Here is a 22,889-nt window from a genome sequence, read left to right on the forward strand (position 1 = left end):
GCTGTCCCATCGGGCATACAAAATAATCTTGTTCTGCATTGTAATACAGGTTTTCTTGTATGAATGGGTTGTTTTTAAACGAGCGTTTCTGTTCTGTATGGAAGTAACTGTATTTTACGTAGGCTTCTATGCCATTATCTTCCATGTATTTATAATTTTCTTCACTTCCATAACCTGAATCGGCGCAGACTTTATCCGGAAGTTCTTCATAATTTTCTTCAAAACCTTCTAAGAAAGGCATGAGTGTAAGCGTATCTGTTGGATTAGGGAAGAAATCGTAATGGGTAATAAATTGGTTTTCAGTCCCTATTTGTTGGTTGTAGGCAGGTTTGAGCTGGCCATTTCTCATGTGGTCTTCTTTCATCCGCATAAAAGTAGCATCTTCATCGGTTTTGCTGTAACTGTTTCGGGTGCCAAGCTTTTCAAGTTTATCTTCGTATTCTTCTAACTTTGGAAGGTGTTTTTCTTCAAGGGATTTGATTTGTTTCAATTCCTCTCTGCTCTTATTCTCCCTGTTTATGGCATTAATACGTTCTCTCAGTTCTTTGCTGTTAATGGGAGTTGGCGGCTCATTATCCGGCTGATTGTCCTGGGAGATCCCTTCGTCTATTTGTGAAAGTATCCCCCTGATTTTTGATTCCAGTTTTTCCCTGTTTTTCTCTACCGGTTTACGCCACACAAACGTGTAACGGTTGGCTTTGCTTTCTATTTTTGTACCATCAATATAGATCTCTTTAAGGGTAATATAACCCATATCTGCAAGCATATAAACTACTTGTACAAATAACTTGTGGATATTGTCTTTTAACCGGTGTGAACGAAAATTGTTAACCGTACGAAAATTGGGGCGTTGATTGGCTGATAGCCAGATAAAATGAATGTCTCGTTCCAACTGCGTTGCTATTTTACGACAGGAATAAACATTGTTCAAATAAGCGTAAAACAGCACTTTTAAAAGCATTCGGGGATGGTATCCGCTACATCCCCCTCCTTTATATCCGAAATCGATACCTGATAAATCCAGTTCATTAACGATCTGGTTAATCAACCTTACCGGACTATCTTCTGCTATCATACTATCAATACTTTGAGGGAATAAAACCCCTTGTCCCTGATCGTATGATTTGAATGTTATATTTGCCATATTGCTCTGTCGTTCAATGCTTTAAATATAGCAATAATTACAGAAAACATAAAATTTGGAACAAAAAAAAGAGTGCCCAAAAACTTTTTGGACACCCTCCTATACAACATCTGAAAAACCGAACCGTCGCGAGCCGGGAAAGCCTTGTAAGGTCACGACAGGTCGTGACCAATATGCGCTACCTTGCCTTTTGCCTTATGTGTTGGTTTACTCCCCGATTGGTTTCAGCCGCATGGTAAAGTGCCGCATCACCGGGGCTTCGTGTACAATCTCAAAACCATGTTTAATTTCAGTGCGCCGTTCGTAGATGTTTTTCAGCGCGGCAACCACCACATCCAGGTGATTGTTGGTGTAGGTACGGCGTGGCAGGGCCAGCCGCAAAAACTCCACAGCAGGGTACCGGTTCTCCCGGGTTATTGGATCGCGGTCGGCCAGCAGGGCTCCAACTTCCACACCGCGCACGCCAGCTTCCAGGTACAATTCAACGGTTAGCATCTGGGCTACAAACTCTTCTTTGGGCACATGGGGCAGAAACCGGCCTGCATCCACAAAAACAGCATGTCCGCCCAATGGCTGCTGTACCGGGATTCCGGCTTCGGTCAGTTTGTTGCCCAGGTAATGTACCTGCCGGATACGCGATTCCAGGTAGTCGCGGTCGGTTACTTCTTCCAGCCCCACGGCCAGGGCATTCATGTCGCGGCCAGCCATGCCGCCATAGGTGATGAACCCTTCGTACAGGATGTTGAACATGGTAGCCTTTTCGAACCAACTGCTGCTTCGCATAGCCAGGAAGCCGCCAATGTTTACTAGTCCGTCCTTTTTGCTGCTCATGGTCATGCCGTCGGCATGGGTGTACATTTCTCGCACAATTTCGCGGATAGTTTTGTGTTCGTAGCCATGTTCGCGTTGCTGGATGAACCAGGCATTTTCGGCAAAGCGTGCCGAATCAAATACAACCGGGACATCGTAATGGCTGGCCAATTGTTTTACCTGGCGCAGGTTTTCCATCGAAACCGGTTGCCCACCAACACTGTTGCAGGTCACGGTTACGATGATCAGCGGCACTTGCTCGTTTGGATACGTTTCCAGCACGTTCCGCAACTTGTTGAGGTCGATATTCCCTTTGAACGGATGTTGGCTTTCGGTGTCGGAAGCTTCGTCAATAGTGCAGTCGATAGCTTGTGCCTTGCGGAACTCGATGTGCCCTTTGGTGGTGTCGAAATGCGCATTGCCGGGAACCACATCGCCCTCTTTCAGCAAGACCGAAAACAGCACATTCTCGGCTGCACGCCCCTGGTGGACCGGCAAAAAATAATCGAAGCCGAAAAGTTCCGTCACCTTTTCTTTCAGATAATAATAGGAGGATGACCCGGCGTAACTTTCGTCGCCGGTCATCAGCGCGGCCCATTGTTGGTCGCTCATGGCGCCGGTGCCGCTGTCGGTCAGCAGATCGATGTAAACCTGATCGCTGCGCAAGTTGAATACATTGTAGCCGGCTTCGGCAATCCATCGTTCACGTTCTTCGCGCGTACTTCGGTAGATGGGTTCTACCATTTTTATCCGGTAGTTTTCTGCAAAAGGTAAATTCATGCCCAAATATACAGCATGAAACAGGCGAAAATACTTAGGAATGTCAGGTTTCAACGCGGGTGGACGTGTTAAAGGAAAGGTCTTTAATCGGTGGAGGCGAAGCCCAGTTCGGCAACAGCGGCACGCAGAAAGTCGCGCGTGTGGTAATCTTCGTCAATGATTTGGCCATTCCAAACGACAATATCCAGATCAATGGTTCGGGGGCCGAATTTGGGCTGGCTGCGGTCGCGCCCCAGACGATCTTCCAGCTTTTTCAGGTATTGGCGGAATTCGTCCATCGAGAATTCGGTCTCCAGCTTAGCTGCGCCATTGACAAAGTCGGGTTGGTTGGTGATTCCGATGGGCTTGGTTGTTACCAGCGAGGAAACTTTCAGCAGGCTGGATTCTGTCTTCAGGATATCCAGCAAACGGGCAATGTTGATTTCGGGATCTATGTTCGACCCAATGCCGATTATGCAGGTGTTCATCGGTTTAGCGTTCATGGCGCCGTCTTATCGGTGAGCCTCCATCTCAAACGAAACCGACTCGGCAAAGCGCAGGGCGTGGGGCTTGTCCACTTCTACCTTGGCCCAAACCACCCGTTCATCCTCCATAATCATATTCAGCAGGTTTTGGGTGAGTACTTCGAGCAGTTTGAAATGACCTTCCTGCACATAGGCAATGATTTTTTTGGTGATGGTTTTATAGTTGTATATTCCGTCCGGCTCGTCTGCCAGTAGTGCTTCTTCGGGAATAATCGCCTCAATTTCAAGGTTAATGATCACGTCCTGCTTGTTGATCAGTTCTTCGGGATTAAAACCGATGTAGGTGCGCAATAACAGGTTTTTTACACGAATTTTAGCCATTTCTTGTTGATTAGAGGGTTATGCCCAGGTTTTCGCCGCCATCGCAAAATAAAAGCTGTCCGGTAAGATGGTCGTTCTCCAGGATATAATCCAGGCTTTTCAGGATGGGGCCAACGCCGCCGGGCTTTTTCATAGGGATTTTTTTGGCCAGGTTCCACAAATAGCTTTCATCACGGTCTTCGGGTGGCAGGGTAACTCCGGGGGCAATGGCGTTGACCCGGATCTCCGGGGCAAATTCGAGGGCGCCCATTTTGGTGAGTTCCCAAAGTGCTTTTTTCGACAGGCTGTAGGCGGCATGGTCCGATTTGCTGCTGGTGATTCGGGTGTCCACCATGTTGATGATGACTCCTTCGCCAACCAGGCGGGCAAAATCGCGCATCAGTAGAAACGGCGCCCGGTAGTTGATCATCATCTCCCGGTCGAGTAGGTCGAAATGTGTTTCGCGGATGTGCGAAGCTTCGAATACCGAGGCATTGTTGATTAGCAGGTCGAGTTGCCCGAACACGCGCACCACCTCAGGAATAAGGCTTTCCACTGCGAAGGGGTTTTGCAGGTTCGACTGGAACAACACAAACTCCTGATCGGGAAAATGACTTCGCAAATCGTGTTGCAGTTTTCCGGCTGCTTTGCCCGAATTGTTGTAGTGCAGGGCCAGGCACCATCCCTGGGCTGCCAGGTGTTCTGCCATCTCGCGGCCTACCCGTTTGGCCGAACCTGTTATCAATGCCGTTTTTTTCATGGTTCAAAAATAGGATTGTTTTTATTTCCTGATGTTCGCAAATATCCCGATTTGCCGGTCTTTTTTCTACTCCCAGAAGATAACCATTTTTGAATGATTTCTTCTTTCTCATAAACGGCTAATTTCCCAATCGGTTCAAAATACGCGGGCAAAGTAACTTAAAAAACATTTCACATAAGAAAATCGCTCTTCCCTGAAACTAAATTCTTATCATTTTCGAAATAATGAATAGAGAAACGTTCATCAAAAGCAAAAAGTCATGGAAGAAAAATTGATTACCATTGCCTTGTTGCCTTATTCAAAAGCAGAGATCCTGCGTTCCCTTTTGGAGGCTGAAGGCATCGAATGCACCCTCGAAAATGTCAACCTCATTCAGGGAGCTGTGGCTACCGGCGTAAAGGTGCGCATTTATGAAAAAGATGTGAAAAAAGCCTATCCTATTTTGGATCAGATGCTGGGAAAGGTGACCAAGGAAAAGCAAAAATCCGAGAATACGGTTTTGGTGCCGGTTGATTTTTCCAACTATTCCTTTAAAGCGGCTTTGATGGCTTTTGAAATCGCTCAAAAGTTAAAATCGAAATTGCTGTTTTACCACGTCATTCCGCAACCCGACTTTTTTTCCATGCCTTATTCCGATGTGGTTGCCTTCAACTCGGGCCTGTACGAACACTTAAAAGAGCAGGAAGAGCTGGCCAATCCACGTTTTTCCACTTTCCTCGGAAAACTGACCGATTATATCGGGCCGAACAACTGGAAAGCCATCAAGTCGGAGCACATTATTAAGATGGGCTACCCCGAAGATGATATCCTGTTTTATGCGGATCAGCACCCGCCCCGGCTGATTGTGATGGGCATTAAAGGCCCGGATGAAGATACCCCTGATATCATGGGCAGCACAACTGCAGGAGTGATTTACAAATCGAATGTACCGGTACTGGTCATTCCGGAGAAAGCACCGTTGCTGAATCTGGCTTCGATGAAAAAAGTAGTGTATGCCACTAACTTCGATGACAAAGACTTTCAGTCGATCGATAAATTGCTGGGCTTGCTGAAGCCGTTCGATGCCAAATTATATTGCCTGCACATTGGCGCTACCGACGATAAAGAGTGGGACGAGGCCAAACTGGAAAGTATGGGGAACCTGCTGAAGAAGAACTATACCGATGCCCAGATTGAATGTGTTATTGTACATGGAAATGACATTCTGGCTGAACTGGAAAAGTACATCGAGCAAAACAGTATTGATATTCTTTCGTTGACCACGCACAAACGGAACATGATTACGCGGATATTTAACCCGAGCATAGCCCGTAAAATGGTATTTCATGTGAAAACACCGTTTCTGGTTTTTCACTCGTAGCAATCAGAACAATAGGTATGGAAAAAACCGGGCGACGGCCCGGTTTTTTATGCGTTATAGGTGGCTAATTTGCTGAGATATTTTCCGATAATGTCAAATTCGAGGTTGACAACCGTCCCTACCTGAAACGTGTGAAAATTTGTTTCCTGATAGGTGTAAGGAATAATGGCCACCTGGAACGAGTTGTCTTTGGAGTTGACCACCGTCAGACTTACACCGTTTACGGTAACCGAACCTTTTTCGACCGTCATGTAGCCTTGTCGGGCTTTAGCAATATCAAACTCATATTCGAAGGTGAAGTACCAGCTGCCCTCGGCTTCTTCCACTTTGGCACACACAGCTGTTTGGTCCACATGCCCCTGTACAATGTGCCCGTCCAACCGTCCGTTCATCATCATGCTGCGTTCCAGGTTTACCTTCGAGCCAACTTCCCAAAAGCCCAGGTTGGTTTTTAGGATGGTTTCCTTAATGGCCGTTACCGTGTAGGTTTTGGCCTCTTTGTCAATCTTTACCACCGTGAGGCATACCCCGTTGTGTGACAAGCTTTGGTCGATTTTTAGTTCATCCACAAACGAACAGGTCAGGGTGAAATGGTAATTCTCCTGTTCGCGTTCGATGGCTTTCACCACGCCGTATTCTTCAACAATTCCTGAAAACATGTTGCTTGATTTTTAATTTGCTGCGAAGTTACCGATTTCCGGTTAATCCGAAAAACGCGAAAAAGCGGGCCGGATGTTTTTTGTGCCTTCGCCCCGCTTTCACATGCCCCTTATTCAACGTATTTCTATTTCTTCTTTCTCCGCGCCAGTTCGTATTCGTGGAAAAATTCTTTAGTCCGGGCAATCATTTGCCTTTCCGTAATCACATCCGCATTTTCAATCCCGATTAATTTGCTGCTCAACTGATGGTCTTTTTTGATCTCTTTTTCCAGCCATTCTTTGGTTACCGACGGGCCAAACAGAAATATTTTATCCGCATCCTTAATGTCATGAATGACGCGGTTGAAATATTCGGACAATTGATGTTTTTTTCGTTCTGTTTGAACTTTGTCTGTGTTGGCTACGATGCCTCCCAAGCGGTGGAATTCTTTCTTTTCACCCGGGAAACGCACCCGGTGTTCCACTTCTGATTCAATTTTTTGAATTGATTCCCCTCCATCATTGAATGAAATCAAAAAAGCCTTTTCGCTATCCAGCCAAACGCCCATTTCTTTTTCCATAATGTTCACTTTTTTAAGGTTGAAACGCTAACAAATTCCTAAAAGGGAGATTGATCTACTAAAAATTATACGGGAAAAACCTGTTCAAGTGTTCTTTTTAGGGGGAATAATTGGTCCAAATTTAAAAATGGGAAGGGTAATGGTTTTCTGGCGGTAAATGGGGAATGGTTGAAGGAAGAGTACAAACGTCTGGGTGCAAAAAAAGCAACCGGCGTCCCGGCTGCTTTTTACCTTTTCTCTCTTGTATGAAAAAACATCTGCGTAAAATTCTGTTTTCTGTTCTTGGCTTTGGGGCAGATTGTTATTTTGATTTAAGCAACTATCGTGCCAAAAAACACTGCAATTCGAAAAAGCAAAATCAGCTTATCTTTGTTGTTCTTATACTTCTTATGATACATTTTGCGTTCATTAGGTAACTTGTTAATTATCGGGAAATGAAGGGAAGAATTGATCTGAAAATGCCTGTCCGGCCAAAGGCAAAACTACATCCTGGACTGTTTGTCAAAATGATTTGGGGTGCCCTCCTGCTGATAACCGGTGTGTGGGTTGATGCTTCGGCTCAGGCCTTAGTGACCGGACAAGTTACGGACGAAGAGTTTGCTGAGCCCCTGGAGAAGGCCATCGTACAGGTGCGCGGGACCGGGGTGAACACGGTGACCGACCGGAACGGGAACTTCACACTACGACTGCCTGCCGGGTTTTACCAGGTTGAAGCCATTCATCCGGGAATTTACAGCGAGTACTACAATGTGTCACTTTTCGATGGCATCCTTACCCCGATGGGTGCGGTACGGTTGGCGCCCAAGGCTTTTGGCCGCCCGGAACAGCGCAATATAGCGGCTTTTGTAAATGTGGATCAGCACCCGCTGGAAACGAAAAATATCCGGCTCTCGGCGCTAATGGATCAATCCGGCTCTTCTGATTTCAACGAACTGCTGATGGTTGAGCCATCTGCCTGCCTGCAGGAAAATGGAGGTGGTTATGGCCAATCCGAACTGGGCTTTCGGGGGTTCGGCCCCGGACAGACCAGTGTCGTTTTTAACGGTATCCGGTTGAACAATCCCGAAACCGGAGCCATGAACAGCCCGCTTTATACGGGTTTGTCTGACTGGGCCGGTGAACTTCAATTTACGGTTGGGCCGGCATCGGGCAAGCAAAGCCAGTTGGGCTATGGCGGACTGATCAACCTGCTCCCGCTGATGCCCAACAATCGGTTTGGGGTGTCGGTTTCTGGTAACTACGGACAGGGCAACTACCTGAAAACATCGGGCACCCTTCACACCGGTAAAGGAAAAAATAAGCTGGCGGCTGTGCTGAAAATCGACCGGACCGCGGGGGATGGCTTTGCCGACCAAAGCGGCTATGAGTCCTACGGATTGTATTTCAACCTGATCAGCGAAATAAACCATATGCACAGCTTGTTTTTTACGGTCGCCGCGAAAAGTTGGCAAGCTGATCAACGCAACCAGCCCGACCTGGTTTCGGTGTACGGACAACAAGGTTTTGAATACAATAATGCCTGGGGATTCCGGAATGATGAACCGGTGAGCTGGGACCAATCGTTTGGGGTAAACCCGCTGGCCATGCTCACGCATCACTGGCACATGCGGGTAAACACGCGGCTGGTTACACAACTCTACGGCGAATTGGAGAACTCGGTAGAAAGTTTTCCCGCCGGATCAGTAAATGGGTTGTCGGCTTTGGGTTTGCCACGGGATGAGCGTGCCCTGGTGCCGTTCGATTTCATTTACTCCTGGAACTCGGGTGAAGCTGTTCCTGAGCTTGGCGACCAGCGTGTAAGTGATGAAGGCGGGCAGTTTATTAATTCGGAGCAGGACGGACTGTCGCTGTTAGGGAGGGCAACGCAGTCGAACCGGGTGGGCTGGCAAACGCAACTAATTCATGATTTCGACAAGCGGACACGATTTTTTGCCGGTTTCGACGCTATGTATCACCGGGGGAAACATTTTGGCGTGGTCATGGATTCGTGGGGCGCGGATGGTTTTCGCACGCTCGGCAATGTCAATTTTCCGGAAGGTGTGGCTACCCAAAATTGGCTTCAGGCAGGCTTCTTCCCCAAGTTGAGGGATGCAGACAAAGTTTCATTCGACTATGAGGCTGCGATCCGTCAATCGGGGATGTCGGGAAAAATCCAAACAGTTGGCAACCGGGCCTTTTGGTATCTCGAAGGGGCCGTTTCCCTGCATACGTTTCAGCGGCATGATTACTTTTCTTATCCTGATGGCGACAGCCGGCAGTCTTCCGGTAAGTCCAATTACCTGGGCTACCGTTTGGTTTCCGGCCTGACTTACCGGTTGAATGAGCACCATTCCCTGCGGCTAAACCTTGGCGGTATGGCCAGTCCTCCTTCCTTTGTATCGGTATTTCCGGCCGGCAACAACTGGAAAAACCGCGATGCGGATCCGGGAAACCTGTATCATTCCGGGTTGGCATGGGTCATTTCCGGAGGCAAAGTGTACTTGTCGGCAGGAACGTATGTTATGTACCTGCAAGACCAAGGCTGGTTGCAACAATCTTTTCTGAATGATGATGAACAGTTCGCCTGGATCTACGATGCAGACCAACTGCATTACGGCGCCGAACTGAGCAGCCAGGCAGCCTATCTCCGCCGGTTTAGCCTGACGGCCAACGCCTCGTGGGGAAAGTGGACGTACCAGTCGGATGCCAAAGCAAGAATCTACAGCTCCAGCCAGGAGATGACCGGCGAACGGGACATGCCCGTTTCGGGTTATTTTGTGCCCAATGCGCCCCAGCTCAGTTTTTATGTGAAAAATGAAATGCGCCTGGCGAAGGGTTTCCTTGTAAATGTGAATTATTACAGGGCTTTGAACCGGTATGCTCCGCTGTTACTGCACGATTTTGATGAGCCCGGCGTCAATTTGCCCGAACAGCTAAAGCTGGAGTGGTACGACCGGATTGGAGCCGGAGCAAGCTTCTTCAGAGAGTTAAAAAAGCAGCGTACCGTGCATTTTTCAGTTGATGTTCAAAACCTGTTGAACAACGAATTTATCGACCAAATTTTTACCAACTACAGTAACGAAGAGCAATTTCTGAACAACCAGGTTTACTTCGGAAAAGGACAAACCTGGCGGCTGGGACTCACCTTTTCATTTTAAACGAACATCAGGCGGGCAATCTCCACCGAGATGCGGCTGATATTTTCAAACAGGAATTTGGCAAAAGCCTGGTGGGCATTTTCATCGGCTTTATCGGAAATGATGCGGATGACCGAGCAGGGCAACTGATAATCGGCAGCTACCTGGGCAATGGCGGCGCCTTCCATTTCGGTGCACAATACTTCGGGGAAGCGTTCGCTGATGCGGGTTTTACCTTCGGGCGAGGCCACAAACTGATCGCCGGTGCCAATGGCGCCGGTGTAAATTTGGGGCTGGTACGTGTTGCTGATGCCGGGGTACTTTTTTTCTTTCAGGTTGACGGTGAATTGCTTCACGGCGTCCAGCGCCCGTTTGCCGGCATCGGGCAAAACCTCGAAATGGAACGATTTCCAAAACGGGGGATCCACATCCTGAAAGCCATCCAGCAGCGAAAGGTCCACATCGTGCTGAATGAGGCGATCGGCCACCACAATGTCGCCAATGTGCAGATGGGGCTGCATGGAGCCGGCCAGGCCGATAAATACGAGCTGGTCAACACCGTATAGATTGATCAGGCTGGTTGCCGTTGAGGCTGCGGCGACCTTTCCCCAGCCCGACAGGCACATGACCACTTCTTTCCCGCCAATGGTCCCGCTGTAAAATTCGCGCGAACCAAGCTGGTCAATTTTCATGTTTTCAATATCGTGCTTTAGCAGCAGGATTTCTTCGCGCATGGCCCCAATCAATCCGGTTTTCATAAAATGAGAAATTAATTTCAGGGCAAAAATAGTGCACTGCCTGGATTTTGAACGACGCCTGATGCAAAAAGTATGAATTTGCCTATCTTTGGAAGATGCGCGTCAAGTTGAGTAAAAATATTCTGCTGGCTTTTTTTCTGCTCTTTCAGCTGGGTTCGTTTGGTCAGCTGAAAGATATTGGCATTCCTGCCATTCACAACTTTCCGAAGGGCGAATACCACGCCAGCGCCCAAAGCTGGCAAATAGAGCGAAACAGCAAAAATTTCATGTATTTTGCCAACAATGACGGGCTGCTGGAGTTTGACGGCGCTCACTGGCAGCTCTACAGCTTACCTAACCGTTCCATCATCCGTTCGGTAAAAGTTGATGAAAATGACCGGATTTATGTAGGTCAGCAAAACGACTTCGGGTATATGGAACCCGACAGCACCGGCAGATTGCAGTATCATTCACTGTTGGAGCTGGTAGCTCCCGAGGAACGCAATTTCGAGGAAATTTGGCGCATACACTTAACCGGATTTGGTGTGGTCTTTCAATCTTATACGCATCTCTTTATTTACCAGAATAACCGCATTTACCAAGTGCCGCTGAAAAACAAACTGCGTTTTTCATTTTATGTGAACGACCGCTTATGGGTTCAGGATGAAGTGGAGGGCATGAAAGAATACAGCCAGGGGCGGTTTTATCAACCCAGAGGTTTGGAAGGTCTTAAAGGAAGGGAGGTTTGGGCGGTATTGCCCGTAAGCGGACTCCACGTGCTGATTGCTACCGACAACGATGGCGTTTATACCTATAATGGACAGGAGCTTATACCCTGGCAAGGTGAGGCGAACGAGTTTCTGAAGGAGAACGAAATCTTTTCCGCGCGGAAATTCAAAGGCGCCTATGCATTCGGGACTGTTCAGAACGGATTGATTATTACCGATGAAAACGGGAAAATCATCCAGCATGTCAATAAAAAGAAAGGATTACAAAACAATACCATCCTAAGCATTGGCGCCGATGCCGATGATAACCTGTGGCTGGGCCTCGACAACGGAATCGATTTCATGGATGTGAGTTCGCCCTTTACGTATATGTATCATCCGGAAGGGCTTGGGGCGGCGTATTCGTCGCTGGTGTACAACGGCAAATTGTACGTTGGAACCAATAACGGATTGTTTGTGAAGGACTGGCCCGAGCAGGTGAGCATTCAGGACGAAGGATTCCGTCTGATCCCCAAAACCGTCGGGCAGATTTGGTACCTGGGTGTTCATCAGGGGGTGATGCTGTGCGGGCACGATAACGGAGCGTTTGTGATTGAAGGAGAAACAGCCTACCAGATTTCGGAAGAAAAAGGTGCGTGGACCTTCATCGAGCCCAATCAGAATCCGAACTGCTTGATTGGCGGGAACTACAGCGGGTTAACCCTGTTCCGGAAAAACAGGGCCGGCAACTCCTGGGAACTGGTTGCCCCGGTAAAGGGTTTCAGCGAGTCGTCTAAACTGATGGCACAGGATCGGAACGGCCAAATATGGATGAGCCATGGTTTTAAAGGGGTTTTCAGGATCAACCTGAACCAAAGCCTGGACAGCGTGACCAGCTATGATTATTTCAATTCAAAAAACGGCTTGCCATCTGATATTTTTATCAATTTGATGACAATTGGGGAAAACATTCTTTTTACCAGTCCGGATGGCATTTATGAGTTCAATGAAAATACAGCCCGGTTTGAACGATCGGCGTATTACAACAATATTTTCGGCCAACAGCCCGAAATTGATTACATCCGCGAAGACCAGTATTTCGATATTTGGTTTACGGCCGGCGGAGTGCCCGGAGTGCTTCGGTTTCAGGAAGATGGCACCTACACAAAAATGATGGCGCCGTTTGAAAAGTTGGCCGGACGGATAATTGCCGGCTTTCAGCATATTCATGTGGTGGACCGCCAAAACACTTTTATTGCACTGGAAGATGGCCTGGCGCATTATTCTCCGGCTTATCAGTCGTTGTCGGACACTTCGTTCAGAACTTATATTCGAGAAGTCGTCAATCTGAATGATGGCGGGGTGCTGTATCCAACCTCGCTGCCAACAGGAATGGAGGAAGCCCTTCCTACCTATGAATATAAGGGCAACAACCTGAAGTTTACCTATTCCAGTCCGGATTATAAGAACATCAGGAAGATCAGGTACAGTTATTTGCTTGAAAATTACAGCTCGGGCTGGTCAGCCTGGTCCGATGAGTCGGGCTGTGAGTTTATGAACCTGCGCGAAGGTTTTTATACGTTTCGGGTGAGGGCCATCGGTCCTTTCTCGTCCGAAAGCAATGTAGCCTCCTTTTCATTTTATATTCGTCCTCCCTGGTTCCGGTCAACCCTGGCGTATATCGCTTATTCGTTGTTGACGGTGTGTTTTATTGGCTTTCTGGTTTGGTTCATCTTGCTTCGTATGCATATTTCGCGCCGGAGAGAGCGGTTAAAACACTTGCAGGAGTATCGCCGGAAAGTGCAGCAATACCAGCGTGAGGCGCTGATCTCCGAGAAGGAGATCATTAAACTGAGGAATGAACAACTTCACGGTAAGATGATCCACCTGGATAAAGAGCTGGCCAACCAAACGATGAATATCGTCCAGAAGAATAAATTTTTTGGAAAATTGAAGTCTGAATTAAAAGGGCTTCAGGAGCAAACCAATGATAGCTCCGTCAAATCCAAGATCACGTTGATTATTAACCGGATTGATAGGGAATTTGACGACAAACGCCAGAAAGAGCTTTTTGAAACTTACTTTGATGAGGTACACGAGGAATTTTTTAAAAGGTTGGCCGAAAAGTATCCAAGCCTGACACCACGCGAACAAAAACTGTGTGCCTACATTAAAATGAATATCTCATCCAAAGAAATTGCCGCCCTGTTAAACATCTCCCAACGGGGGGTCGAAATTTCCCGTTATCGTTTACGGAAAAAGCTTGCCATGGACCGCGATGCCAATTTGAGCACCTTTATTTCCAATATTTAAGTGGTCTGTTGTACAGCATAACAGTTTTTGATGTATCCAAAGTTAAAATTAGAAATCACATATAGATCTGTATATCAGTTTTTAGTATTGTGAGATGTAGTAGTATTGTAGTAGTCTTTTTAGTTCTATTGTAGTATTAATGACGTATTGCTTTTCTTGTTGGTTTAATATGTATGCCTGATTTTTGGTCTCGGATTAAACTTTAACAAGATCTAAAAAACGTTAAAAATTATGAAAAGATTGCTATTATTCTTGTTTTGTTCATTCTTTGGCATCAGCCTTTACGCCCAGGAAATATCTGTTTCCGGGATTGTAAGTTCCAAAGAAGACGGACAGCCTCTACCGGGGGTTTCGGTAGTTATTCAAGGAACTACTACCGGTACAATTACCAATTTTGATGGTCTTTACACCTTAAAAGTGCCCGCCGATGCTACGCTGGAGATTTCCTACATTGGAATGAAGAAGCAGTTGGTGAAAGTGAACGGACAAACTACCTTAAATGTGATCCTGGAGAGTGAAGCATTTGATGTGGACGAAGTCGTAGTGGTGGGCTATGGTACCCAAAAGAAAAGTTTGGTGACCGGCGCCATCAGTAAAGTGGGTGGTGAGGAGCTGACAAAAACTTCGGACATGCGGGTGACTCAAGCCTTGCAGGGAAAAACAGCCGGTGTGGTCATCTCCAACAATTCCGGGCAACCCGGCGATCAGGTTTCCATCCGTATCCGCGGTATCGGGACCAACGGAAATGCCGAGCCGTTATACATTGTGGACGGCTTACCGATGAGCGGGGCCGGTATCGACTTCCTGAACTCCAACGATGTTGAATCCATTGAAGTATTGAAAGACGCCGCTTCGAGCGCTATTTACGGGGCCCGAGGCGCCAACGGTGTTATTCTGATTACCACAAAAAGTGGCCGGAAAGACACGAAAATGGAGATTTCGTATGATGGTTATTACGGCGTGCAAAATCCCTGGCGAAAACTTCGCTTGCTGAATAGCCAGGAGTATATGATGCTGACCAATGAAGCCGCTATCAACGGCGGACAAGGTCCCAAATTCTCCGCAGCCGACATGGCCAATTACAAAACGACTACCGATTGGCAGGATGAAATGTTCAACTACGACGCTCCCAAGCAGAATCATGCCATCTCGTTGAATGGCGGGAGTGATAAAATCAGCTATTCATCATCCATCAACTATTTTCAACAGGATGGGATTGTGGCCAAAGGGAAATCGCAGTTCGAAAAATTCGGCTACCGTCTGAATACAGTAGGCGAATTTGGCTTCCTGAAAGTTGGGTCGAATCTGAACATGGCATACATCACCAATAAAGGCATTGAAACCAATACCCATTTTGGGACGGGCCTCTCGCAAGCGGTAAACATGCCCCCCATTGTGCCGGTGACCAACGAAGACGGCTCATGGGCTACTCCCGAGCAATTTGGAATAGGGTTACAGGAAATCACCAACCCGGTGGCCTTGTTAAGCAACCTCAATTCGCAAACGCGGACCAGTAAGCTGGTGGGCGGGCTTTTTGCTGAAGTCGATTTCGGCAAAATCGATCCTTCTCTAAAAGGGTTGACCTTTAAATCGACCTTCAGCGGCGAGATGGCTTACGTGACTAACCGCAACTATACCCCCTTCTATTATCTGGATGCCATGCACTTTACCATTACCGACCGGGCTTCCAAATCCGTCAATCAATATACCAACTGGAACTTCGAAAATGTGCTGACCTACGATAAAACCATCGATGAGCACCATTTCACCGTCATGGCTGGTACAACTGCTCTGAAAAACCTCTGGGAAAACCTTTCCGGGGAGAAATCGGATGTGATTTTCGATGATTTCGAACACGCGTATATCGACAACGCTACGGATCCGGAAAGCGCCAACGCAGGCGGCGGATTCTCGGAACATACTGTGGCCTCTATCTTTGGCCGTATCAACTACGACCTGAAAGACCGCTACATGTTAACGGCAACGCTCCGTCGCGATGGTTCTTCCCGCTTTGGTTCCGAAAACAAATATGGTTATTTCCCTTCGGTAGCTGCCGGCTGGGTTATTTCGCGCGAAAATTTTATGAGCAGTCTGTCCAACACCTTTGATTTGCTGAAGATCCGTGCCAGCTGGGGACAAAACGGAAATGAAGAAATCGGAGATTTTGGCTACACCTCCATTATTGGAAACCAAAACATCTACTATTTTGGCGTGGATAAGACCCAGTACAACGGTACGCAACCCACCCGGATTGCCAACCCTTCCTTAAAATGGGAAACGTCGGAACAAACCAACGTTGGGATCGATTTGACCACCTTTGGAAGCAGCTTGCGGGTAACCCTCGATTATTACGTCAAGACTACCAAAGACTGGTTGGTAACTGCTCCTGTACCAATGTTGGTGGGCAACTCAGCTCCAACCATCAATGGCGGAGAGGTGCGTAACTCCGGTTTTGAAGCTGATTTCAGCTATAAAAAACAATTCGGTAAATTGTACTTCAGTGGCTCCATCAACGGCGCTTTCAACAAAAATGAAGTGCTCGACATTCAGAACGCCGAAAAACGCCTGCAAGGTGGTGACGGCGGTTTTGGGCAAGCCGGGGTTCTTTTTGCCGAAGTGGGCACTCCCATGGGCGTGTTCTACGGCGTAAAAACCGACGGCATCTTCCAAACGGTAGATGAGATTAACGCTTACGTGAGTACTGCTGGCGGAAAAATTCAGCCCAATGCCAAACCGGGCGATATCAAGTTTATCGATGCAAACGGGGACGGCACCATTACCGATGCCGACCGCGTTGAAATGGGTTCTCCCTATCCCGACTTTACCGGTGGTTTAAGCCTGAATCTGGAATATGAAGGCTTCGACTTCAATATGTTTGTGTACGCCGCTCTGGGGCAGGAAGTGTATGATGCCACCCGCCGTTACGACATGAACGGCACCAACTACCGCGCCGACTGGCTCAACCGTTGGACAGGCCCCGGCACTTCAAACTACTATCCGCGCGTGACTTTTGTGGACGATAATCAAAACATGAAAACCGTGAGCGACTTCTTTGTACACGATGCCAGCTTCGTCCGGTTACGGAATATCACCCTGGGCTACAGTCTGCCGAAGACGGTGCTCAATTCGCTGAATATTAACAAGCTGCGTTTCTTTGTGTCCGCAGAGAACTTGTTGACATTCACCGAGTACAAAGGCTATGACCCTGAAATCGGCGGTGGCGTGTTTGGCAACGGAATTGACCACAACATCTACCCGCAGGCACGCACCATTTTAGGTGGAGTTAACATTACATTTTAAGGAAGTCAATTAAAAATTTACAGAAGATGAAAAAAAATATCCTATATGTAACCTCATTCCTGGCCTTCACGCTTGGGGGAATCTCCTGCGCTGATTCGTTTCTGGAGCTGGAACCCAAAACCGGTCAGGTAGAAGCCAACTATTACAAAACCGAAGATCAGGCATTACTGGCCGTAGCAGCTGTTTACGATGCCTACTCGGTGCAGAACTGGCAATTTGCGCCCACCATGGCCGACATTTTTTCCGACGATGCTTTTTGTGGAGGATCAAACGTGAACGACATGAGCCAATGGCATGAAATGGAAATGTTTGTCATGACCCCGGAGAATAACTCCTCCAGCGACTTGTGGAACCGTTGCTATTCCGGCATTTATCGGGCCAACCTCTATTTGCAGAAACAAGAAGGGGTAAGCTGGGAAACCGAAGGAATGAAGGAGCGGCTAGAAGCCGAAACCTTGTTCCTGCGCGCTTATCTGTACTGGGACCTGGTTCGCCACTTTGGCTATGTGCCGTTGATTACCGACGTATTGCCTTCAGTCGAAGACTACAAAACCATTCCGCAAAATACGCCCGACGAAATCTTCACCCAAATAGCCAGCGACCTGTTGAAAGCTGTTGCTGCGCTCCCGGTCGAAATACCGGCATCCGAAAAAGGGCGCATCTCGAAAGGCGCAGCCCAAGCGCTTATTGCACGGATCTATTTGTACCACGAAGGTTTTGTCAAACCGGTGATTGGTGTTGGAAATTGGTCGGATGGCGCCACCACCATCGACAAAACATACGTGCAGGCCGCCCTGGAACAAATCATCACCAGCAACCAGTATTCACTGTTGCCTGATTATGCAGATTTGTGGGATTGGGAAAACCAGAACAATGCCGAGTCGCTGCTCGAAATCCAGTATTCCGACAAAGCTAAGTCGGGCGACTGGGGCGGCTGGAACATCAACGGAAACTTCTCCTGCGTATGGATCGGAGTCAGGAACCCGGTGGGCGACAACGGGCGCATTTACCCTGGTTGGTCATTTGCCCAGCCAACCTGGAGCTTGTATAACGAATTCGAAGCCGGCGACCCGCGCCGTGATGTCACCATCTACAATGCCGATGAACGATTGAGTTCTTATACCAAAGCATTTATGAATACCGGCTTTTTCAACAATAAATACCTGGCACTGAATGACTATATCGGTTCCGGTGGTGATCCCAGCCATAACTTCCCGCGCAACTTCGTGGATATTCGCTATGCCGATGTGTTGCTGATGGCTGCCGAGCTGTTTCTGACCGATAATCCTTCTAAGGCGCTTGATTATTTCAACGAGGTGCGGACCCGCGCCCTGGGCGACGATGCCGCCCTCACGGCCCTCACCCTCGATGCCATTTACCACGAACGCCGTGTAGAGTTTGGCGGCGAAGGCCTGCGCAAGTGGGACCTGCTGCGCCGCGGAAATGATTATGCCGCTGCAAAAATCAATGCCAGCTTCAATGTTCCTTCGGGACTTCCAAACCAGTCCGACTTTGCGCCCCGTACGTTTAAGGCCGAAACCTGGGGGATGTTCCCCATCCCGGCCAGCGAAATACGGAATACCAACGAAGGCGTCTTGTCGCAAATGGTACCGGCTTATAAATAAGAAGGTTTTGTAATCATGAAGATGAAAAATTTAAAACGTATAAAGATGAGAAGCTTTAAATATTTGCAACAACTTACCGGCATGGCAGCGCTCTTTCTGGCCTTGTTTGCCTGTTCACCCGAAATGGACGACTCGGTTGACATTGGCGCAGCTCCGACCGAAGACCAGCTTGATTTCACGATTGCTCCCGGAGCAAACGACTTTAAGTTTGTATTGACCAACACTTCCTCGGTTACCGGCATCGTTTCGTGGGACCTCGGCAATGGCAGCAAATCAAGTGCCGCCTCCCCTGTGGCCACGTATCCGCTACCCGGTGATTACACTATCACAATGACCTTGATTACGAAAGGCGGGATGGCTACAAAGTCGAGAACACTGACTCAAACCAAAACGGATTATTCCATTTTCACGGATGAGAAATTCATTCTTCTCAGCGGCGGCGCCGATGATTTGGATGGCAAAACATGGGTGCTCGACAGCCTCGCCTCCGGCCATTTGGGCGTTGGCCCTGCCGGCACTCCCGGCCTCGAATGGTGGGCTGCAGCTCCGTTAGCTAAACAAGCTGTAAAAGTACTTTACGATGATGAAATCAATTTTAAAGTTACCGGTTTTGTGGCTACGCTGACCAACCATGGCAAAAGCTATGTGAAAGGTTTTGTGAACAACAGTCCCGGTTACAGCAACCCGGTAGAAATTGATACCGATTTCTCCGTTGACTATGTTCCTTCGCCCGGTACTTGGTTCATCGAAGAAAATGGCGGGAAGAATTATCTGACCCTGGGTGGACCTACCCCCATGTTCCCCATTTTTGATGTGGGTGCAGCTAATGGTTCCTACGAAATCCTGAAGCTGGAAGAAAACCTGCTTGAGCTGGTTGCCATTGGAGGTGACGGGAATGCCTGGCATTATCAGTTGATCCCCAAGGGCTATGTGAAACCCACGGTAACAACCGAACTATCGGTGGTGGCAGCTGCCGAGACTAATACCTACGACGTGTCGCTTACCAATTTCAACATACCCGACGGGCAGGCTATTACCGGTGTTACCTTTAATTTTGGCGAAGGCGATCCGGTAAGCAGTACCGATTATACAGCCGTGGCTTCACACACTTACATGCGTCAGGGAACTTATAGCGTTTCGGCCGTGGTAACCACTTCAGTTGGCGACCTGAACCTGTCGTACTCGCTGGTGGTTGATGCCAATCACCCGGATTACGTTCCCTTCCTGCTCGATGAAATGGTAATGTACAACGATTTCAGTGAAATTGCCATGGCGCCTGTTTTGGGTGAAGATTGCTCGGTTACTACCGTGACAAACCCAGCGAAAATTTACCCCAACCGGAGTTCAAATGTGGCATTCTATTCAAAAACAGAGCAAGAATGGGCCAATGCGAATTTGACACTTCCTCCCGGTTACCGGTTCGATTTACGCTTGGTTTCGACCTTCAAAATCATGGTTTATGGCAAAGCCGGCGATGTGGTTTTATTAAAACTGGAGAATACCGACAAGGGTGGCAATGCCTGGCAAACAGGCGTAGAGTTGCGATATACCATTCAGGCGGACAACACCTGGGAAGTAGCGGAATACAATTTCGCGGGTGCTCCAACAGCTGACCTTTCCTGGGATCCGGGCTTGGTTCCGTTGATGGCCAGCGATGTAACCACTGATGATCGTTACAACCACGACTATTACAATATTGTCCGTATCATGTTAAACCCGGGCAATAAAGATGTCGGCGTAACTCACGAATTTTACTTTGATGAACTCTCCGGCCCCCATGTGGAAGGCATTAAATCTGCAAAAATCAACTAATTATTGAATCACTACCTGACTTGTCCGCTTGCCGGACAGGTCAGGTTTCAGCTTAAAAGAAATGAGAAAAGCTTATCTGTTTTTAATTGCACTGTTTCTGTTTAGTTGCAGTCAGGAAAAAGTACCATCGAAGGGCGACCCGGAAACCGAACGAAAAATCAGTGCGTTGATTTCTCAAATGACCCTGGAGGAAAAACTTGGCCAGATGTCGCAATTTGATCCGGGGCAGTTTCGGGGAGATGAGGAGCTGAAGCAAGCCATTAAAGATGGAAAAGTAGGCTCGATCCTCAACCTGGTGGGAGCGAAGCGAATAAATGAACTGCAGAAAGTGGCCGTTGAGGAAAGCCGTTTGGGCATTCCCATCATCATTGGGCGCGATGTGATTCACGGCTACCGCACCATTATGCCTATTCCGTTGGGAATGGCTGCCGCCTGGAACCCGCAGTTGGCTGAAAAAGCCATGGCCGTTTCGGCCAAAGAGGCGGCCACCGAAGGCGTTCACTGGACCTTTGCCCCGATGATTGACATTTCCCGCGATCCGCGCTGGGGACGCATTGCCGAGAGCTGCGGCGAAGATACCTACCTGGCTACCCAACTGGCCGTGGCCATGGTGAAAGGCTTTCAGGGAGACGATCCATCGGCGCCTGACCGCATTGCTGCCTGCGCCAAACATTTTGTGGGTTACGGCGCTGCCGAGGGCGGCCGCGATTACAATACTACCTACATTCCCGAAACGCAACTGCGTAACGATTATCTGCCTCCTTTCAAAGCTGCCGCTGATGCCGGAGTACTAACCTTTATGTCGGGTTTTAACGACCTGAACGGCGTTCCGGTAAGTGGCAACGTGTTCACCCTGAAAACCGTCCTGCGCGACGAGTGGGGCTTCAACGGCATGGTGGTGAGCGACTGGGCTTCGATTTACGAAATGATTGCCCACGGTTATGCTGCCGATCCCAAAGAAGCCGCCGAAAAAGCGCTCCGGGCTGGCGTGGACATGGAAATGACCAGTCCTTGTTATGTTTCCAGCGTTCAGACCTTGCTCGATGAAGGAAAACTGAGCATGGAAACCATCGATACGTATGTAGGCAATATTCTCCGGGTGAAGTTTCAGTTAGGCCTGTTCGATCAGCCTTACACCGACGAAACGCTGGCTGAAAAAACTATTCTGGCACCCGAACATCTGGAAGTGGCCAAACAAGCTGCCAGCGAAAGTTTTGTGCTTCTTCAGAACAACAACCAGCTCCTTCCGCTTTCAAAAGAAGTGAAGTCAGTAGCTGTAATCGGTCCGCTGGCCGATGCCCCGCACGACCAGATGGGCACCTGGGTGTTCGACGGTAAGAAAGAAAACACCGTGACCCCGCTGACTGCCCTGCGCGAAAAACTGGGCGAGGCACGCGTTAACTATGCACAAGGACTGGCGATCAGTCGCACCAAAACCACAGAAGGTTTTGCTGCTGCCATCCAGGCTGCCAAAAAATCGGATGTAGCCCTGCTGTTTATGGGCGAAGAATCCATCTTGTCGGGCGAAGCACATTGTTTGGCCGACCTTGATTTGCAAGGCGCCCAAAATGAACTGATTGATGGCATTGCAGCAACCGGAAAACCCGTGGTGGTGGTCATCATGGCGGGGCGTCCGCTCACCATTGGCCATGTGCTCGAAAAAGCCGATGCCGTGTTATATGCCTGGGCCCCCGGAACGATGGGCGGTCCGGCAATTGCCGACATGCTTTTCGGTGAAACGGTGCCCTCCGGGAAAACACCGGTTACCTTCCTGAAAACAGTTGGGCAGGTACCTCTGTATTACAATCATAAAAACACGGGGCGCCCGGCTGATTACAACAACTGGACCCACCTGGACAACATTCCGGCGGAAGCCGGTCAGGTGTCGCTGGGGAATACTTCGCACTACCTGGATGCCGGTTTTGAGCCGCTGTTCCCTTTCGGTTTTGGGCTGAGTTATACGTCGTTTGCCTATTCCGATCTCAAACTATCTGCCGGTTCGATGCCTGCTGATGGCGCCATTGAGGTTTCTGTCAATCTGGAAAATACGGGCAAGTATCCGGGCAGCGAAGTGGTGCAACTGTACATCCGCGACCGCGCCGGTAGTATCACCCGCCCGGTAAAGGAACTGAAAGGTTTTAGAAAGGTTAGCCTGGAACCGGGCGAAAAGCAACAGGTAACGATTCAGCTGAAGGCTGAAGACCTGTCATTCTATAATGGAACAGAGCACGTGATCGAACCGGGTGAATTTGATGTCTGGGTGGGCACCAACTCCGCCGAAGGCCTGCACGCCGGGTTTACGATCGACTAAAACATACCAACTAACCTGATCAGTGGACAGGCAGTCGGTTCGTTATTCCCAACGAGCCCCTGCCTTTCACT

The 22,889-nt window shown here is 48.6% G+C and carries 15 protein-coding genes; 7 read left to right on the top strand and 8 right to left on the bottom strand.

Going from position 1 to position 22,889, the window contains the following annotated elements:
• From N2K84_RS13590 to N2K84_RS13610, 5 genes are all read right to left on the bottom strand, one after another.
• Positions 1-1,144, bottom strand: a 1,144-nt coding sequence (locus N2K84_RS13590; RefSeq protein WP_282592365.1) for an IS1182 family transposase, incomplete at its 3' end; no start/stop codon positions are given.
• A 207-nt stretch (positions 1,145-1,351) separates the two neighbouring features.
• Positions 1,352-2,734 carry a tryptophanase TnaA gene (gene tnaA / locus N2K84_RS13595; protein WP_282592366.1) on the bottom strand — a complete coding sequence of 461 codons (1,383 nt, stop codon included), beginning with the start codon at positions 2,732-2,734 and terminating at the stop codon, positions 1,352-1,354.
• 83 nt (positions 2,735-2,817) lie between these two features.
• On the bottom strand, positions 2,818-3,201 hold the full coding sequence (gene folK, locus N2K84_RS13600) for a 2-amino-4-hydroxy-6-hydroxymethyldihydropteridine diphosphokinase (protein ID WP_282592367.1): 384 nt from the start codon (positions 3,199-3,201) through the stop codon (positions 2,818-2,820).
• Between the two features lie 24 nt (positions 3,202-3,225).
• The gene (locus N2K84_RS13605) at positions 3,226-3,579 is read right to left on the bottom strand and encodes a dihydroneopterin aldolase (RefSeq protein ID WP_282592368.1); all 354 of its coding nucleotides are present in this window, start codon (positions 3,577-3,579) and stop codon (positions 3,226-3,228) included.
• A gap of 10 nt (positions 3,580-3,589) precedes the next feature.
• Positions 3,590-4,318, bottom strand: coding sequence for an SDR family NAD(P)-dependent oxidoreductase (locus N2K84_RS13610; protein WP_282592369.1), 729 nt, complete (start codon positions 4,316-4,318; stop codon positions 3,590-3,592).
• 259 nt (positions 4,319-4,577) lie between these two features.
• On the opposite strand from N2K84_RS13610, the gene N2K84_RS13615 reads away from it, so the two are divergent.
• Entirely contained in the window at positions 4,578-5,678 is a 1,101-nt protein-coding gene (locus tag N2K84_RS13615) for a universal stress protein (protein WP_282592370.1), read from the top strand.
• A gap of 47 nt (positions 5,679-5,725) precedes the next feature.
• Here the strand turns inward: N2K84_RS13615 and N2K84_RS13620 are convergent, their stop codons facing one another.
• Together N2K84_RS13620 and N2K84_RS13625 are read right to left on the bottom strand one after the other, a co-directional pair.
• On the bottom strand, positions 5,726-6,337 hold the full coding sequence (locus N2K84_RS13620) for a riboflavin synthase (RefSeq protein ID WP_282592371.1): 612 nt from the start codon (positions 6,335-6,337) through the stop codon (positions 5,726-5,728).
• A gap of 125 nt (positions 6,338-6,462) precedes the next feature.
• On the bottom strand, positions 6,463-6,897 hold the full coding sequence (locus N2K84_RS13625) for a hypothetical protein (protein ID WP_282592372.1): 435 nt from the start codon (positions 6,895-6,897) through the stop codon (positions 6,463-6,465).
• Positions 6,898-7,331: 434 nt separating this feature from the next.
• On the opposite strand from N2K84_RS13625, the gene N2K84_RS13630 reads away from it, so the two are divergent.
• A complete protein-coding gene (locus N2K84_RS13630; protein ID WP_282592373.1) occupies positions 7,332-10,034 on the top strand; it encodes a carboxypeptidase regulatory-like domain-containing protein in 2,703 nt (900 codons plus the stop codon).
• Here the strand turns inward: N2K84_RS13630 and N2K84_RS13635 are convergent.
• Positions 10,031-10,771, bottom strand: a complete 741-nt coding sequence (locus N2K84_RS13635) for a 5'-methylthioadenosine/adenosylhomocysteine nucleosidase (protein WP_282592374.1) — start codon at positions 10,769-10,771, stop codon at positions 10,031-10,033. The two genes, N2K84_RS13630 and N2K84_RS13635, sit on opposite strands and share 4 nt — an antisense overlap.
• A 95-nt stretch (positions 10,772-10,866) precedes the next feature.
• On the opposite strand from N2K84_RS13635, the gene N2K84_RS13640 reads away from it, so the two are divergent.
• The 5 genes from N2K84_RS13640 (at position 10,867) to bglX (ending at position 22,818) form a co-directional block, all read left to right on the top strand.
• Positions 10,867-13,770 carry a triple tyrosine motif-containing protein gene (locus N2K84_RS13640; protein ID WP_282592375.1) on the top strand — a complete coding sequence of 968 codons (2,904 nt, stop codon included), beginning with the start codon at positions 10,867-10,869 and terminating at the stop codon, positions 13,768-13,770.
• Positions 13,771-14,001: 231 nt separating this feature from the next.
• Positions 14,002-17,070, top strand: a complete 3,069-nt coding sequence (locus N2K84_RS13645; RefSeq protein ID WP_282592376.1) for a SusC/RagA family TonB-linked outer membrane protein — start codon at positions 14,002-14,004, stop codon at positions 17,068-17,070.
• Positions 17,071-17,096: 26 nt separating this feature from the next.
• Positions 17,097-18,695 (top strand): RagB/SusD family nutrient uptake outer membrane protein, encoded by a 1,599-nt coding sequence (locus N2K84_RS13650; RefSeq protein ID WP_282592377.1) that lies wholly within the window; start codon positions 17,097-17,099, stop codon positions 18,693-18,695.
• 45 nt (positions 18,696-18,740) lie between these two features.
• Complete coding sequence (locus N2K84_RS13655; protein ID WP_282592378.1) at positions 18,741-20,507, top strand: PKD domain-containing protein; 1,767 nt, start codon at positions 18,741-18,743, stop codon at positions 20,505-20,507.
• A gap of 61 nt (positions 20,508-20,568) precedes the next feature.
• Complete coding sequence (gene bglX / locus N2K84_RS13660) at positions 20,569-22,818, top strand: beta-glucosidase BglX (protein WP_282592379.1); 2,250 nt, start codon at positions 20,569-20,571, stop codon at positions 22,816-22,818.
• Positions 22,819-22,889: the final 71 nt, after the last annotated feature.

This window comes from Gaoshiqia sediminis (assembly GCF_025907915.1).
In the GTDB taxonomy this organism is placed as follows: Bacteria; Bacteroidota; Bacteroidia; order Bacteroidales; family Prolixibacteraceae; genus Gaoshiqia; species Gaoshiqia sediminis.

Bases quoted from the DNA above. Each gene is read 5' to 3' on its own strand.
- tnaA (WP_282592366.1), bottom strand. From the start codon at position 2,734: ATGAATTTACCTTTTGCAGAAAACTACCGGATAAAAATGGTAGAACCC.
- folK (WP_282592367.1), bottom strand. From the start codon at position 3,201: ATGAACACCTGCATAATCGGCATTGGGTCGAACATAGATCCCGAAATC.
- N2K84_RS13605 (WP_282592368.1), bottom strand. From the start codon at position 3,579: ATGGCTAAAATTCGTGTAAAAAACCTGTTATTGCGCACCTACATCGGT.
- N2K84_RS13610 (WP_282592369.1), bottom strand. From the start codon at position 4,318: ATGAAAAAAACGGCATTGATAACAGGTTCGGCCAAACGGGTAGGCCGC.
- N2K84_RS13615 (WP_282592370.1), top strand. From the start codon at position 4,578: ATGGAAGAAAAATTGATTACCATTGCCTTGTTGCCTTATTCAAAAGCA.
- N2K84_RS13620 (WP_282592371.1), bottom strand. From the start codon at position 6,337: ATGTTTTCAGGAATTGTTGAAGAATACGGCGTGGTGAAAGCCATCGAA.
- N2K84_RS13625 (WP_282592372.1), bottom strand. From the start codon at position 6,897: ATGGAAAAAGAAATGGGCGTTTGGCTGGATAGCGAAAAGGCTTTTTTG.
- N2K84_RS13630 (WP_282592373.1), top strand. From the start codon at position 7,332: ATGAAGGGAAGAATTGATCTGAAAATGCCTGTCCGGCCAAAGGCAAAA.
- N2K84_RS13635 (WP_282592374.1), bottom strand. From the start codon at position 10,771: ATGAAAACCGGATTGATTGGGGCCATGCGCGAAGAAATCCTGCTGCTA.
- N2K84_RS13640 (WP_282592375.1), top strand. From the start codon at position 10,867: ATGCGCGTCAAGTTGAGTAAAAATATTCTGCTGGCTTTTTTTCTGCTC.
- N2K84_RS13645 (WP_282592376.1), top strand. From the start codon at position 14,002: ATGAAAAGATTGCTATTATTCTTGTTTTGTTCATTCTTTGGCATCAGC.
- N2K84_RS13650 (WP_282592377.1), top strand. From the start codon at position 17,097: ATGAAAAAAAATATCCTATATGTAACCTCATTCCTGGCCTTCACGCTT.
- N2K84_RS13655 (WP_282592378.1), top strand. From the start codon at position 18,741: ATGAGAAGCTTTAAATATTTGCAACAACTTACCGGCATGGCAGCGCTC.
- bglX (WP_282592379.1), top strand. From the start codon at position 20,569: ATGAGAAAAGCTTATCTGTTTTTAATTGCACTGTTTCTGTTTAGTTGC.